Genomic DNA, 17,289 nt, shown 5'->3' with positions numbered 1-17,289 from the left:
AAACCGGGTGCGACGGATCTACCTGGGTCGATGCCCGCCAGCTATGGAGGTGGTTGGTTGCGGGGCAGCGGCACCGGTAGATTGGTGCGATGGTTTGCGACGAGCACACCGGCGCGGTCGGCCGGACGGTCCGAAGCATGGTCTCGGCCATGTAACGAGATCGGCTGAGCCGACAGATAGTGCCTATGGACATTTTTTGCCTGATTGATTTCGAGAATTGAACCCGAGACGCAGGCGCCACCGCTGGTTCTGGCTGGGCGTCTGCGTTCCGGTGTCGTCGGGGAGCGCCTGGAACGGGTGTTCCGGAAGCGAGGTTTGGGTTGGACCGGCTGGATTTCGGCGGAAACGGCGAAACTGGTGACGGACGTGGAGGCTCTTCGGAGTACTTCCCGCTCTCGCCCGCACAGCTGGGTATCTGGTACGCGCAGCACGTCGACCCGCTGGTGCCGATCAATATCGCCCAGTACGTCGACCTGCGTGGCCGCCTCGATGTGGCCGCGCTCGAGCGTGCGAGCGCCGGTGCCGCCACCGACCTCGAATCGGGCTGGCTGCGCATCGTCGAGATCGACGGCGAGCCGATGCAGACCATCGACCCCACCCAGGACGCGACGCTGATCTATGTCGATCTGCGTGGCGAGGCCGACCCGGAGGCCGCCGCCGCGGAGTGGATGCGCGCCGAGTACAGCCGCCCGCTCGACATCGTTCGCGACCGCCTGGTGCAGGCCGCCGCGCTGCAGCTCGAGGACGAGCGCTGGTACTGGTACGCCCGCGTCCACCACATCGTGCTCGACGGTTTCGGCGCCAACAACTTCGTCAACCGCACGGCACAGCTCTACACCGCCGAGGTCACCGGCATCCCGGCCCCGCCGAACAAGGCCGCCGATCTGCGCTCGCTCTACGAGTCCGAGATCGCCTACCGCGACAGCACCCGCTTCCAGTCCGACAAGGAGCACTGGGCCCAGCGTGTGGCGGGCCTGGAGGAGGGCAGCAGCCTCACCGGTCGGTCGGCGCCGCCGTCGCCGGTCAACGACATCACGAGCGCCGCGCTGTCGCAGGACCAGGACGACCTGCTCGCCGCCGCGATCACCCGCCACGACAGCACCGCCGCCCCGCTGCTGATCGCCGGCTTCGCCGCCTACCTGGCCCAGATCACCGGCACCGAGGACGTCATCCTCAGCCTGCCGGTCACCGCCCGCACCACCGCGACCATGCGCCGCTCCGGTGGCGCGACCTCCAATATCGTGCCGCTGCGCCTGCGCGTCGGACACGACACCACGGTCGCCCAGCTGCTGCGTTCGGTCACCACCGAGGTGTCGGGCGCGCTGCGTCACCAGCGCTACCGGCACGAGGACATCCGCCGTGATTCGGCGGGCGACGGCATGGTCTCCACGGAGTTCTTCGGCCCGTGGGTCAACATCATGCTGTTCGACAACCAGCTGCGCTTCGGTGACATGGAGGGCACGCTCAACGTGCTGTCCACCGGGTCCATCGAAGACATGGGCGTCAACTTCTACCAGTCGCACGGCGGCACCCGCTCCCACATCGACTTCGAGACCAACCCGAACCTGTATTCGGCCGAGGAAGCGCGCACCCACCACGCCCGTTTCCTCGAGTTCTTCGACCGCTTCCTCGCCGCCGACGCCGAACTGCCCGTGTGGGCGCTGCCCGTCACCGGCGCCGAGGAACTGGAACGCTCGCTCACCGAGTGGAACGATTCCGCGCACGAGGTCCCCGCGACCACGCTGCCCGCCCTGCTCGACGCCCAGGTCCAGCGCACCCCCGACAACATCGCCCTCGACTTCGAGGGCGAGACGCTCACCTACGCCGAGTTCGCCGACCGGGTGAACCGGCTCGCGCGTTTCCTGATCGCCGACGGTGTCGGCCCGGAATCCCTCGTCGCCCTCGGCATGCGCCGCTCGCTGGAGCTGGTGATCGGCATGCACGCCGTGCTGCGTGCCGGTGGCGCGTACGTGCCGATCGACCCGGATCACCCGGCCGACCGCACCGCCTACATCCTCGAATCCGCGGCACCGGTCTGCGTGCTCACCACCAGCCGTGACGAGCTCGACCTGCCCGCCGATGTCGCGCGCGTGGAGATCGATCGACTCGACACCACCGGTTTCGACGCCACACCTGTGTCCGATGCCGACCGGCTCGCCCCGCTGCGCCCGGACAACACCGCCTACGTCATCTACACCTCGGGTTCCACCGGTCGGCCCAAGGGCGTCGCGGTCACCCACCACGCGATCGTCAACCAAGAGCTGTGGATGCTCGACGAGTACCGGTTGACCGCCGACGACGTGTACCTGCAGAAGACCGCGACCACCTTCGACGTGTCGCTGTGGGGCTACTTCCTGCCGCTGATGGTCGGCGCCAAGCTGGTCATCGCCTCGCCTGACGGACACCGCGACCCGCTGTACGTCGCGGACATGATCGAACGCCACGGCGTCACCGTGACGGATTTCGTGCCGTCCATGCTCACCGTCTTCGTCTCGCACGCCACCGCCGCCCAATGTGCTTCGCTGCGTGCGGTTTTCGTGATCGGTGAGGCGCTGCCGCCGGAGACCGCCGCCGGTCTGCGCGCCATTTCCAGCGCCGGTCTGCACAACCTGTACGGCCCCACCGAGGCCGCCGTCTCCGTAACCTATTGGGAGGCAACCGAAGCCGACACCGTCACGGTGCCGATCGGTATCCCCGAATGGAATGTCGAAGTCTACGTGCTGGATTCGCGGCTGCGTCCGGCCGCGATCGGTGCACCGGGTGAGCTGTATCTGGCCGGTCGTCAGCTGGCCCGCTGCTACCGCGGCCGCCCCGACCTGACCTCGGACCGCTTCGTCGCCAACCCGGTCGGCGGCCCCGGCGAGCGCATGTACCGCACCGGTGACCTGGTGCGCTGGAACAGCGACGGCGTCCTCGAGTACATCGGCCGCACCGACTTCCAGGTGAAGTTCCGTGGTCAGCGCATCGAACTCGGCGAGATCGAGACCGACCTGCTCGCGCATCCGAGCGTCAGCCAGGCGGCGGTGCTCGTGGTCGACACCGCGACCGGTCAGCAGCTGGTGGCCTACGTGGTGCCCGCGCCCGGTCAGTCCGCCGACCCGGCGACCCTGACCAGGTTCGTCGCCGAGAAGCTGCCGAGCTACATGGTGCCCGCGTCGATCATGGTGCTCGACGCGTTCCCGCTCAACACCAGCGGCAAGCTCGACCGCAAAGCCCTGCCCGAGCCGGTGTTCACCGCCGCCGCAGGCGATTTCCGTGCTCCGCGTACCGCCGCCGAGCAGATCGTCGCGGGCATCTTCGCCGATGTGCTGAGCCAGGAACGGGTCGGCGCCGACGACAACTTCTTCGAACTCGGCGGCAACTCGCTGGTCGCCACCCAGGTCGTGGCCCGTATCGGCGCCGCGTTCGGCATCCAGCTCGGCGTGCGCGCCCTGTTCGAGACCCCGACCGTCGCCGGTCTGGCCGCGCGGGCGGAAGCCGTTGCGCCCGCCGAGATCTCGTCTCGCCCGCCGCTGGTCGCCCAGGAGCATCCGGATCGGGTGCCGCTGTCGCTTGCTCAGCAGCGGATGTGGTTCATCAACCAGTTCGACCCTGCCGCGCCCACCTACAACCTGCCCTTCGTGGTGCAGATGAAGGGCCGTGTCGAGGTCGACGCGCTCATCGCGGCGCTCAATGACGTCGTGGTGCGCCAGGAGTCGCTGCGCACGATCTTCCCCGATGCCGACGGCGGCTTCCAGCGGGTACTCGGTGCCGACGAGTTCGACCTCGGCATCACCGTGTCCTCGATCGATCAGGCCGAGCTGCCCGCCGAGCTGGTCGACTTCGCTTCGAGGGGTTTCGACGTCACCCTCGAACTGCCGATCCGGGTGCGGATCTACCGGGTCACCGGCGGAACCACCAATGGCACACCGGAATACGCGGTCGCCTTCGTCGTTCATCACATCGCCGCCGACGGTTTCTCCTTCGGCCCGCTAGCCCGCGATGTCGCCACCGCCTACCTCGCCCGCGCGGCGGGACTGGCCCCGGCGTGGGAACCGCTGCCGGTGCAGTACCGCGACTACACGCTGTGGCAGCGTGAGCTGCTCGGCTCGGAGTCCGATCCGGAGTCCATCGCGGCCCGCCAGATCGACTACTGGCGCCGGGCGCTGGACGGCCTGCCCGACCAGCTCGACCTGCCCGCCGACCGGATCCGCCCGCAGCAGCAGAGTTTCCGTGGCGCGCAGCTGGCCTTCGATATCGACCCCGAGCTGCACGCGGACCTGATCGCACTGGCCCGTGCCAAGGGTGTCACGCTGTTCATGGTGCTGCACGCCGCGCTCGCGGTGCTGCTGTCGCGGCTGTCCAACACCCGCGACATCGCGGTCGGCACGCCCATCGCCGGTCGTGGTGAGCAGGCGCTCGACGACCTGATCGGCATGTTCGTCAACACCCTGGTGTTGCGTTCCGACGTGGATCCCGGCCTGTCGTTCGCCGATTTCCTGGCCCGCACCCGCGACACCGACCTGGCCTCGTTCGGCAATGCCGACGTGCCGTTCGAGCGTCTCGTCGACGTGCTCAACCCGACCCGCTCCCAGGCACGCCACCCGCTGTTCCAGGTGATGCTGTCGTTCCAGGAGATGGCGCACGGCGAGCTGGAGCTGCCCGGTCTCACGGTCAGCGCCGACGAGCTCGAGGTCGCGATCGCCAAGTTCGACCTGCAGTGGACCATCACCGAACAGCACAGCAGCGGTGGTGCCCCGCAGGGCCTCGCGGCCGTCGCGCAGTTCGCGACCGACCTGTTCGACGCCGAGACCGTGCAGTCGTTCATCGACCGGCTGCTGTCGATCCTGCGCGCGATCACCGTCGACCCGTCGGTGGCCGTCGGTGACATCGATCTGCTCGGCGAGCAGGAACGCCTCGATGTGTCGCGCGAGTGGGTCAGTTTCGCCCCCGACGGCGGCACCGGTCGGTTCGCCGACCGGGAGATCACCCTGGTCGACCTGTTCGAATCCGCCGTCGCGGCGCATCCGGACAATGTCGCGGCCCGCTATGGCAACGAGTCGCTCACCTACGCCGAACTGGACCAGCGCGCGAACGCGTTGGCGCGCAAGCTGATCGCCGACGGCGCGGGCCCGGAGTCGTTGGTCGCGGTGATCCTGCCGCGTTCGCTTGATCTGGTCGTCGCGCTACTGGCGGTCGTGAAGACCGGCGCCGGTTATGTACCGGTCGACCCGACCTACCCGGCCGAGCGCATCGCCTACGTGCTCGAGGACTCGCGTCCGACGAGCGTTGTCATCGACGCCGACTCCGAGGTCGAGCTGTCCGACGACCTGCCCGTACTGGTGCTCGGTGAACTCGACGACGCCGACGGCGCACCGATCACCGACGCCGACCGCCGCGCACCGCTGTCGCCCGACAATGTCGCCTACGTCATCTACACCTCCGGCTCGACCGGTCGCCCCAAGGGCGTCGCCGTCGCGCACCGGAATGTGGTGCGACTGTTCGCGAACACCGATCGTGATTTCGGTTTCGGCCCCGACGATGTGTGGACGCTGTTCCACTCCTACGCCTTCGACTTCTCCGTCTGGGAGCTGTGGGGTCCGCTACTCTTCGGCGGCACCGTGGTGGTCGTCGACTACTTCACCTCGCGCTCCCCGGAGCAGTTCCTGGATCTGCTGCGCACCGAGCGTGTGACGGTGCTCAACCAGACCCCGTCGGCCTTCTATCAGCTGGCCGAGGCCGACCGCAATGCCGGTCCCGGCGTCGAGCCGCTGAGCCTGCGCTACGTGGTGTTCGGCGGTGAGGCGCTCGAGCTGCGTCGTCTGTCGGATTGGGTCGCCCGCCACGGTGATTCGTCGCCGACGCTGGTGAACATGTACGGCATCACCGAGACCACGGTGCACGTGTCGTACCGCGCGCTCGATGCCGAAACCATCGCCGCCGCTTCGGGTTCCATCGTCGGTCGCGCCATCGCCGGTCTGAGCGTGTATGTGCTCGACTCGCGTCTGCGCCCGGTGCCGGTGGGTGTCGCGGGTGAGATGTATGTCGCGGGACCGCAGTTGGCGCGCGGCTACCTCGGTCGCCCGGACCTGACCGCCACCCGCTTCGTCGCGAGCCCGATGGGCGACGGCGAACGCCTCTACCGTTCCGGCGACCTCGCGCGCTGGAACCGTTTCGGCGAGCTCGAATACCTCGGCCGCGCCGACGACCAGGTGAAGGTGCGTGGCTTCCGCATCGAGCTCGGTGAGATCGAAGCCGCTGTGCTGTCGCACCCGGAGATCGCGCAGGCCGCGGTCATCGTGCGCGAGGACCAGCCCGGCGGCCAGCGCATCGTCGCCTACGTCGTCGCCGAATCGCACAAGCTCGACCTCGACGAGGTCCGCCGGTTCGCCGCCGACCAGCTCCCGGCCTACATGGTGCCCTCGGCGTTCGTGCAGCTCGACGCCATCCCGCTCACCGTCAACGGCAAGCTGGACCGCCGTGCCCTGCCCGCCCCGGTGTTCGAGGTGCGCGAATTCCGTGCTCCCACAACGCCGATCGAGCAGATCATCGCGCAGGTCTTCGCCGACGTGCTCGATCTGCCGCGCATCGGCGTCGACGACGACTTCTTCGAACTCGGCGGCAACTCGCTGATCGCCACCCAGGTGGTCTCGCGCGTCGGCATCGCCCTCGATACCCGCGTTCCGGTGCGGATGCTGTTCGAGGCGTCCACCGTGGCCGCCCTGGCCGCGCGCGTGGAATCGCAGGCGGGCGACGGCGCCCACAAGGCCCTGGTGGCGCGCGAGCGGCCCGAGCAGGTGCCGTTGTCGCTGGCTCAGCAGCGCATGTGGTTCCTCAACCGCTTCGACACCGCCTCGGCGGTCAACAACATCCCGGTGGCCATCCGCCTGTCCGGTGACCTCGACGTGGCGGCGCTGCAGGTGGCCGTCATCGATGTCATCGACCGGCACGAGTCGCTGCGCACCGTGTTCCCCGACTCCGGCAACGGCCCGGTGCAGGTGGTGCTCGACGCCGCCCAGATCGTGCCCGACCTCACCCCGTACCGGGTCACCGAGGAAAACCTCATCGATCACCTGATCGACCTGGCCTCGATGGCCTTCGACGTGACCAGCGAAGTTCCGCTGCACGCACGGCTTTTCGAGATCTCGGACTCCGAATACGTGCTCGGCATGGTGGTGCACCACATCTCCGCCGACGGCTGGTCGATGGCGCCGCTCTCGCGCGACGTCATCATGGCCTACGCCGCGCGCACCTCCTGGGAGGCGCCGACCTGGGCCGAATTGCCGGTCCAGTACGCCGATTACGCGCTGTGGCAGCGCGAGGTGCTCGGCTCCGAGGACGACCCGACCTCGTTGATCTCCTCCGAGATCAACTACTGGAAGCGCGAACTCGCCGATCTGCCCGACGAGCTGGTGCTCCCGGCCGATCACCCGCGTCCGCCCGCCGCCAGCTACCGCGGCGGCACCTACAGCTTCGTGATCGCGGGCGAAACCCAGCGTGCCCTGATGGAATTGGGCCGCCGCTACAACGCCTCGCTGTTCATGGTGATGCACAGCGCCCTCGCGGTGCTGCTCGCGCGCTCGAGCGGATCGTCCGACATCGCCATCGGCACCCCGGTGGCCGGTCGTGGTGACCAGGCGCTCGACGATCTCGTCGGCATGTTCGTCAACACCCTGGTGCTGCGCACCGAGGTGGACGGCGCCACCGCCTTCGCGACCCTGCTCGACCAGGCCCGCGAGACCGACCTGCAGGCCTTCGCCCACGCCGACGTGCCGTTCGAGCGGCTCGTCGAGGTGCTCAACCCGGCCCGTTCGCAGGCGCGGCACCCGCTGTTCCAGGTGATGCTGTCGTTCCAGAACACCAAACAGGCCTCGCTGCAGCTGCCCGGCCTTTCGGTGAGCGGTATCGACTACGACGCCCAGCTGGCCAAGTTCGACCTGCAGCTGACGCTGACCGAGGTGCAGGACACCGACGGCGAGGTCGGCGGCATGTCGGCCGAGTTCTCCTACGCGCTCGACCTTTTCGAGGAATCGACGGTCGCCGCGTTCGCCCGCCGCCTCGACAACATCTTCGCCGCGATCGTCGCCGACCCCGAGGTGCCGGTCGGCGACATCGACCTGCTCGCGCCCGAGGAGCACGCGCAGGTCCTGGTCGACTGGAACGACACCGCGCACGCGGTGCCGCACGCCACCCTGGTCTCGCTGTTCGACGCCCAGGTGGAGCGCACCCCCGACGCGGTCGCGCTGGTCTTCGAAGCCGAACAGCTGACCTACCGTGAGCTGCAGGAGCGCGCCAACCGCATCGCCCGCAGGTTGATCGCCGACGGTGTGGGCCCGGGTTCGCATGTGGCCCTTGCCATCCGGCGTTCCACCGAACTCGTCGTCGCCATGTACGCGGTGCTGCAGACGGGTGCGGCCTACGTGCCGCTCGACCCCGATCAGCCCGCCGACCGCATCGGCCACATCATCGAGACCGCGGAGCCGCAGCTGGTGCTCACCAGCCGTCGCGACGGTTTCGAGGCCGAGGGCGTCACCGTGCACGCCGTCGAGAACATCGAGGCGCCCGCCGATTTCAGCGGTGCCCCGATCACCGACGCCGAGCGGGTGCGTCCGCTGCGTGACAGCAACACCGCCTACGTCATCTTCACCTCCGGTTCGACGGGCCGCCCCAAGGGTGTCGCCGTCGACCACGCCGCGATCGTGAACCGGCTGCTGTGGATGCAGCACGAGTACCCGATCGACGCCACCGACGCGGTGCTGCAGAAGACCCCCGCCACCTTCGACGTGTCGGTGTGGGAGTTCTTCTGGCCGCTGCAGACCGGTGCGCGCCTGGTGGTCGCCAAGCCCGACGGTCACCGCGACCCGGTGTACCTGGCGCAGATCATCGCCGAACAGTCCATCACCACAGCGCATTTCGTGCCGTCGATGCTGTCGGTGTTCGTGTCGACCCTCGGCAACAACGGCAACGGCGACGCGGTGCGCATGCGCCAGGTTTTCGCCTCCGGTGAGGCGCTGCCCGCGCCGACCGCGCAGCGCCTGCGTGAGCTGACCGGTGCCCGCCTGCACAACCTGTACGGCCCCACCGAGGCCGCCGTCGACGTGACCTATCACGAGGTCGTCGACGCCGATGTGGAGTCGGTGCCGATCGGCCGTCCGGTGTGGAACACCAAGGTGTTCGTGCTGGATTCGCGCCTGCACCCTGTGGCCTCCGGTGTCGCGGGTGAGCTGTACCTGGCGGGCGATCAGCTCGCCGTCGGCTACCTCAACCGGGCCGACCTCACCGCCGACCGCTTCGTCGCCAACCCCTACGGTCCCGCCGGTTCGCGCATGTACCGCACCGGCGACCTGGTCACCTGGACCCGCGACGGTGAACTGAACTACCTGGGCCGCACCGACTTCCAGGTGAAGCTGCGCGGCCTGCGCATCGAGCTCGGCGAGATCGAGGCGACGCTGCTTGCCCAGCCCGGTGTCGCGCAGTCGGTCGTCGTCGTCCGTGCCGACGCGCACGCCGGCGATCAGCTCGTGGGGTACGTGGTGCCCGAGCACGGCTCGGCTCTCGATGTGGCCGCCGTCAAGGCCGGGCTCGCCGCCGAGCTGCCCGCCTACATGGTGCCCTCGGCGCTCGTCGTGCTCGAGGCGTTCCCGCTCAATGCCTCCGGCAAGCTCGATCGCAAGGCGCTGCCCGCGCCGGTGTTCGAGGCCAAGGTGTTCCGTGCGCCCTCGACGCCGATCGAGGAGATCGTCGCCGAGATCTTCGCCGACCTGCTCGGCGCCGAGCGCGTGGGCGTGGACGACGACTTCTTCGCCCTCGGCGGCAACTCGCTGGTCGCCACCCAGGTGGCGGCCCGCCTGAGCAAGGCGCTCGACGCCGAGGTCGGCGTGCGCACCCTGTTCGAGGCGCCGACCGTCGGCGCGCTCGCCGCGCGGGTGGAATCGCACGCGGGCAGCGGTCTGCGCGCCGAACTCACCGCGCGCCCGCGTCCGGAGTACCCGCCGCTGTCGCTGGCACAGCAGCGCATGTGGTTCCTCAACCGCTTCGACGCCGAGGACACCGGCACCTACAACATCCCGGTCGCGGTGCGCCTGCAGGGCCTGCTCGACTTCCCCGCGCTGCGCGGGGCCGTCGCCGACGTGATCGCCCGCCACGAGTCGCTGCGTACGGTCTTCCCGTCCCACGACGGCACCGCCTACCAGAAGGTGCTCGCCGCCGCGGCCGCCATTCCGGACGTGGAACTGGTCGAGGCCGACGAGACCGACATGGCGACCTCGCTCTACGAGTTCGCCCGCCGCGGTTTCGACGTCACCGCGAATCCGCCGGTGCGCCTTCGGGTCTACGAGCTGAGCGAACGCGAGCACGTGCTGGTGATGGTGGTCCACCACATCGCCTCCGACGGTTTCTCGCTGCGCCCGCTGGTGCGCGACCTGATGACCGCCTACGTCGCCCGCACCGCCAACGCCGAGCCCGGCTGGCCGCCGCTCGCCGTGCAGTACGTGGACTACGCGCTGTGGCAGCGCGAGGTCCTCGGCGACGAGAACGACCCCACCTCGCTGATCTCCGAGCAGCTCGACCACTGGCGCACCGCGCTGGCCGACCTGCCCGACGAGCTGCGCCTGGGCCACAAGTCGCGGCCCGCGCAGGCCAGCTACCAGGCGGGCACGCACCGCTTCGAGGTGCCGGGCGAACTCGTCGACGCCCTCAACCGCGTCGCTCACGAGCACAGCACCACCCTGTTCATGGTCGTGCACAGCGCCTTCGCCGTGCTGCTCGCGCGACTGTCGGGCACCTCCGACATCGCCATCGGCACCCCGGTCGCCGGTCGTGGCCAGCAGGCACTCGACGACCTGGTCGGCATGTTCGTCAACACCCTGGTGCTGCGCGCCGAGGTGGACCCCGGCGTCACCTTCACCGAGCTGCTCGGCCAGGTGCGCGAAAACGATCTGGCCGCCTTCGCCCACGCCGACGTGCCGTTCGAGCGCCTCGTCGAGGTGCTCAACCCGGCCCGTTCGCAGTCGCGGCACCCGCTGTTCCAGGTGATGCTGTCGTTCCAGAACCTGGGCCGCACCACTCTGGAGCTGCCCGGTCTGACCGTGTCGGAGCTGGGCATCGACCAGCACACCGCCAAGTTCGACCTGCAGCTCGCGCTGAGCGAGGTCCCGGCCGACGACGACAGTCACCTCGACGCCGAACTCGTCTACGCCACCGACCTGTTCGACGCCGCGTTCGCCGCCACCTTCGGCGCCCGCCTGCTGCGTGTGCTCGGTGCGATCGTGGCCGATCCGACCGCCCCCGTCGGCGACATCGAACTGCTCGACAATGCCGAGCGCGCGCTGGTGCTCGATCGGTGGAACGACACCGAGTTCGCGGTCGACGCGGCACTGAGCACCCCGAGCGACGACGACCCGGCCACCCTCAACGCGCTGTTCGAGGCGCAGGTCGCGCGCACGCCCGACGCGACGGCTCTCACGTTCGAGGGGACGAGTCTGTCCTACGCCGAGTTCGCGGTCCGCGTGCGCAAGCTCGCCCGCTGGCTCAAGGACGCCGGTGTCGGCCCGGAATCGTATGTGGCCCTCGGCATGCGGCGCTCGATCGACCTGCTGGTCGGCATGTACGCGGTGTCGGCCGCCGGTGGCGCGTACGTGCCGCTGGATCCCGATCACCCGGCCGAGCGCATCGAGCACATCCTCGACACCGCGCAGCCGGTGTGCGTGCTCACCTCCGGGGAGAGCCTGCCCGCGGCCGCCGGTCGCGAGGTGCGCATCGATCAGCTCGACCTGTCCGGCCACTCGGCCGAGCCGGTCACCGACGCCGACCGGCATCGCCCGCTGCGCTCCGGCAACACCGCCTACGTCATCTTCACCTCCGGTTCGACCGGTCGCCCCAAGGGCGTCGCGGTCAGCCACGCGGCCATCGTCAACCGCCTGGTGTGGATGCACGCCGCCTACGGTCTGGCCGCCGACGACGTGGTGCTGCAGAAGACGCCCGCCACCTTCGACGTGTCGGTGTGGGAGTTCTTCTGGCCGCTGCAGGTCGGTGCGCGCCTGGTGGTCGCCAAGCCCGACGGGCATCGCGACCCGGCCTACCTGGCCCGGTTGATCGTGGCCGAGCAGGTCACCACGGTGCACTTCGTGCCGTCGATGATGGCCGTGTTCGTCACCGAACCGCTTGCCGCCGACTGTGTTTCGCTGCGCAATGTGTTCGCCTCCGGTGAGGCGCTGCCCGCGCCGACCGCCCAGCGCCTGCGCGAACTCACCGGTGCCGCGCTGCACAACCTGTACGGACCGACCGAGGCCGCGGTCGACGTGACCTTCCACGAGGTCACCGAGGCCGACACCGATACCGTGCCGATCGGCGCGCCGGTGTTCAACACCCGGCTGTACGTGCTGGATTCGCGGCTGCGACCCGTTCCGGTCGGTGTCGCGGGTGAGTTGTATCTGGCGGGCGTGCAGCTGGCCCACGGCTACGTCGGTCGCCCCGACCTCACGATGGACCGCTTCGTCGCCGACCCGTTCGCCCCCGGCGAGCGCATGTACCGCACCGGCGACCTCGTCACCTGGACCCCCGACGGCGAGCTGGAATACCTGGGCCGCACCGACTTCCAGGTGAAACTGCGTGGTCTGCGTATCGAACTCGGTGAGATCGAGTCCGCGCTCACCGCGCTGCCGCAGATCGCGCAGGCGGTCGTTGTGGTGCGCGCCGACGAGCACACCGGCGACCAGCTGGTCGCGTACGTGATCCCGGAGACCGGGCAGAGTGTCGACACCGACGCGACGAAGGCCGCCCTGTCGGCCGAACTGCCGGTGTACATGGTGCCCGCCGCGTTCATGGTGCTGAGCGCCTTCCCGCTCAACGCTTCCGGCAAGCTCGACCGCAAGGCGCTGCCCGCCCCGGTGTTCGCCGCGCGGGTGTTCCAGGCTCCGGTCACCCCGGTGCAGCAGATCGTCGCCGCCACCTTCGCCGAGGTGCTCGGCGCGGGCCAGGTCGGCCTCGACGACGACTTCTTCGAACTCGGCGGCAACTCGCTGGTGGCCACCCGGGTCGCCGCGCGCCTGTCGGAGGCCCTCGACGCCCAGGTGCCGCTGCGCGCGCTGTTCGAGGCGCCGACCGTCGCCGCGCTCGCGGCCCGTGTGGAGACCGCGTCCGGCCGTGGCGCCCGTGTGCCGCTTGCCCCGCGTCCGCGTCCCGAGCTGGTCCCGCTGTCGCAGGCCCAGCAGCGGATGTGGTTCCTCAACCGCTTCGACAACCGCACCGCCGTCAACAACATTCCGATCGCCGTCCGGCTCACCGGCGAACTCGACACGGCCGCACTGGAATCCGCCATCGCCGACGTGATGGCCAGGCACGAGTCGCTGCGCACCTTCTACCCCGAGATCGAGGGTGCGGGCTACCAGCAGATCCTGCCCGTCGACGAGGTCCGTTTCGCGCTGCCCGCTCAGCCGGTCGCCGCCGAGGATGTCGTCGCCCGCGTGGTCGAGCTGGCGAGCGTCCAGTTCGATGTCACCCGTGAGGTGCCGTTCCGCGCGAGCCTGCTGCGCATCGATGAGCGCACGCATGTCGCCGTCCTGGTGATGCACCACATCAGCGGTGACGGTTTCTCGCTGCGTCCGCTGCTGCGTGACGTGGTGGTCGCCTACACCGAACGCGCCCGCGGTGAGGTGCCTGCCTGGGCGCCCCTCGAGGTGCAGTACGCCGACTACACGCTGTGGCAGCGTGAGGTGCTCGGCGAGGAGTCCGATCCCGATTCGGTCGCCGCCGGTCAGCTCGCCTACTGGACCGAGCAGCTGCGCGACCTGCCCGACCAGATCGAACTGCCCGCCGACCGGCCGCGTCCCGAGATCGCGACCAATGCCGGTGACCTGTACCGCTTCTCGATCGACGCCGAGCTGCATCGCGCGCTCACCGAGATCGCCCGCGCCCGTGGCGTCACCCTGTTCATGGTGATGCACGCGGCCCTGGCCACCTGGGCCGCGAGACTGTCCAACAGCACCGACATCGCCATCGGCACCCCGATCGCCGGTCGTGGCGAGCGTTCGCTCGACGACCTGGTCGGCATGTTCGTCAACACCCTGGTGCTGCGCAGCGAGGTCGACCTCGGCGGGCGCTTCGGCGACCTGCTCGAGCAGGTCCGCAAGGTCGACCTGTCGGCCTTCGCCAACGCCGACGTGCCGTTCGAACGGCTCGTCGAGGTGCTCAGCCCCACCCGCTCGCAGGCGCACCACCCGCTGTTCCAGGTGGCGCTCACCTTCGAGGCGGCCACCGCCGCCGACACCGGCACCGTGGCGCTGCCGGGTCTCGACCTCGACGTGGTCGACTTCGACCCGGGCACAGCGAAGTTCGACGTGCAGCTCACCGTGGGTGAAGCCGCCGACGGCTCGCTCGCCATGTCCTGGAACTACGCCACCGATCTGTTCGACGCCGAGACCGTCGCCGCCTTCGGCGACCGCCTGGTCCGAATCCTGCGCACGGTGGCCGAGAACCCGGACGTGATCGTCGGCGACATCGACCTGCTCGGTGAGGCCGAACAGCGCGATGTCGCCCAGCGCTGGGTCTCCTCGGGCGCCGACGCCATCGCCCTGCCCGTGGTGCACGATGCCAGCACCCCCGCCGGCTACCGGCGCGGGCTGTTCGGCAACCGGCACACCACCCTCGTCGACCTGTTCGACGCGGCCGCTGCCGCCTACCCGGACCGGATCGCCGCCAAGTTCGGCGTCGAATCGCTCACCTACGCCGAGCTCGACCGGCGCGCGAATGTGTTGGCGCGCAGGCTGATCGACGACGGCGCGGGTCCGGAGTCGCTGGTCGCGGTGATCCTGCCGCGTTCGCTGGATCTGGTCGTCGCCCTGCTCGCGGTGGTGAAGACCGGTGCCGGTTACGTGCCGGTCGACCCGACCTACCCGGCCGAGCGCATCGCCTACGTGCTCGAGGATTCGCGCCCGACCAGCGTCGTGCTCGACTCCACCGTCCAGGTGACGGTGCCCGCGCATCTGCCCTCGGTGGTCCTCGACGGGTTCGCCGTGGAGACCGGCAATGTGGAGGACGCCGACGACGCGCCCATCACCGATGCCGATCGCCTCGCGCCGCTGTCGCCGGACAATGTCGCCTACGTCATCTACACCTCCGGCTCGACCGGCCGCCCCAAGGGCGTCGCCGTGGCGCACCGGAATGTGGTGCGGCTGTTCGCCAATACCGATCGTGATTTCGGTTTCGGCCCGCGCGACGTGTGGACGCTGTTCCACTCCTACGCCTTCGACTTCTCCGTCTGGGAGCTGTGGGGCCCGCTGCTGTTCGGCGGCTCGCTGATCGTCGTGGACTACTACACCTCGCGTTCGCCCGAGCAGTTCCTGGAACTGCTGCGGGTGGAGCAGGTGACGGTGCTCAACCAGACGCCGTCGGCGTTCTACCAGCTGGCCGAGGCCGACCGGAACGCCGGACCAGGTCTCGATCCGCTCGCCCTGCGCTACGTCGTGTTCGGCGGTGAGGCGCTCGAGCTGCGCCGTCTGTCGGATTGGGTTGCTCGCCACGGTGATTCGTCGCCGACGCTGGTGAACATGTACGGCATCACCGAGACCACGGTGCACGTGTCGTTCCGCGCGCTGGACGCGAAGACCATCGCGGCGGCGGCCGGTTCGGTCGTCGGCCGAGCCATCGCGGGCCTGAGCGTGTTCGTGCTCGACTCGCGTCTGCGGCCTGTCCCGGTGGGTGTCGCGGGTGAGATGTATGTCGCGGGACCGCAATTGGCGCGCGGCTACCTGGGCCGACCCGACCTGACGGCCACCCGCTTCGTCGCCAACCCCCTCGCGGGCCCGAACCAAGCAGGTTCGCGGCTGTACCGTTCCGGCGACCTCGCGCGCTGGAACCGTTTCGGCGAACTGGAATACCTCGGCCGCGCCGACGACCAGGTGAAGGTGCGTGGTTTCCGCATCGAACTCGGTGAGATCGAAGCCGCCGTGCTCGCCCAGCCCGGCATCGCCCAGGCGGCGGTCATCGTGCGTGAGGACACCCCTGGTGACCAGCGCATCGTCGCCTACGTGGTCGCCGACGCCGACATCGAGCCCGATCTCGACGCCGTGCGCACCGGCGCCGCCGAGCAGCTGCCCGCCTATATGGTTCCGGCCGCGCTCGTGCGGCTCGAGTGGATCCCGCTCACCGTCAACGGCAAGCTCGACCGCCGTGCCCTGCCCGCCCCGGCGGTGCAGGCGCGGGCCTTCCGTGCCCCGGTCACCCCGGTGCAGGAAACCGTGGCCGCAGTGTTCGCCGACGTGCTCGGCCTGGACCGGGTCGGCGTCGACGACGACTTCTTCGACCTCGGCGGCAACTCGCTGATCGCCACCCGCGTCGTCGCCCGCATCGGCGCCGCGCTCGGTGCGACGGTGCCCGTGCGCGCCCTGTTCGAGGCGTCGACCGTGGAAGCCCTCGCGGCCCGGGTGGAATCGCACACCGGCGGCACCGCCCGCGCGGCGCTCGTGGCCCGCGAACGCACCGACGGCGAACTGATCCCGCTGTCGTTCGCCCAGCAGCGGATGTGGTTCCTCAACAAGTACGACACCACCTCCTCGGCCTACAACCTGCCGGTCGCGATCCGCCTCACCGGCGACCTCGACGTCGAGGCACTGTCGCTGGCGCTGGCCGACCTCGTGCGCAGGCACGAATCGCTGCGCACCCGCTACCCCGAGCACGGCGGCACTCCGGTGCAGCAAGTCGTTGCTGCCGAACGTGTTTCGCTGGATCTGCGCCCGGTCACCGTCGCCGCCGACCAGCTCTTCGAGACCGTCACCGAGTTCGTCTCCACCGGATTCGATGTGGCGGAAGAAGTTCCGTTGCGCGCCCGGTTGTTCCGCGTCGACGAGCACGAGCACGTGCTTGTCGTGGTGGTCCACCACATCGCCGCCGACGGTTTCTCCATCGCGCCGCTGACTCGCGACGTGATGCTGGCCTACACGGCTCGTGCCCAGGGCACCGCGCCCGGCTGGGCGCCGCTGCCGGTGCAGTACGCCGACTTCGCCGTCTGGCAGCGCGCCGTCCTCGGCACCGAGGACGACAGCGACTCGCTGATGGCGCGTCAGGTGGCCTACTGGCAGCGTCAGCTCGCCGGAGTCCCCGACGAACTGACCCTGCCCTTCGACCGCCCGCGCCCGGCCGTCGCCTCGCTGCGCGGCGCTTCGGTGCATCGCGAGCTCTCGCCCGAGCTGATCGCCCGCCTCGACGAGGTGGCCCGCCGTCAGGGTGCCTCGCTGTTCATGGTCATGCACACCGCGCTCGCGGTGCTGCTGGCCAGGCTGTCCGGTTCCGACGACATCGCCATCGGCACCCCCA

General features: G+C 69.6%; 1 protein-coding gene (running past one end of the window). It reads left to right on the top strand.

Going from position 1 to position 17,289, the window contains the following annotated elements; all coding sequences use genetic code 11:
• The first annotated feature begins 320 nt into the window (after positions 1 to 320).
• On the top strand, positions 321 to 17,289 hold the 5' portion of the coding sequence (locus AB0I19_RS13710) for a non-ribosomal peptide synthase/polyketide synthase (RefSeq protein ID WP_357148310.1). Its footprint extends 26,774 nt past the window's final position; 16,969 of the gene's 43,743 nt are visible here — the first part of the coding sequence; it begins with the start codon at positions 321 to 323; its stop codon lies beyond the right edge, outside the window.

Origin of the sequence: Nocardia sp. NPDC050413, from assembly GCF_040655475.1 — a bacterium.
GTDB classification, from domain to species: Bacteria; Actinomycetota; Actinomycetes; order Mycobacteriales; family Mycobacteriaceae; genus Nocardia; species Nocardia coubleae.
The sequence above is the reverse complement of the archived record's forward strand: the minus strand, read 5'-3'. Positions and strand labels throughout refer to the sequence as shown.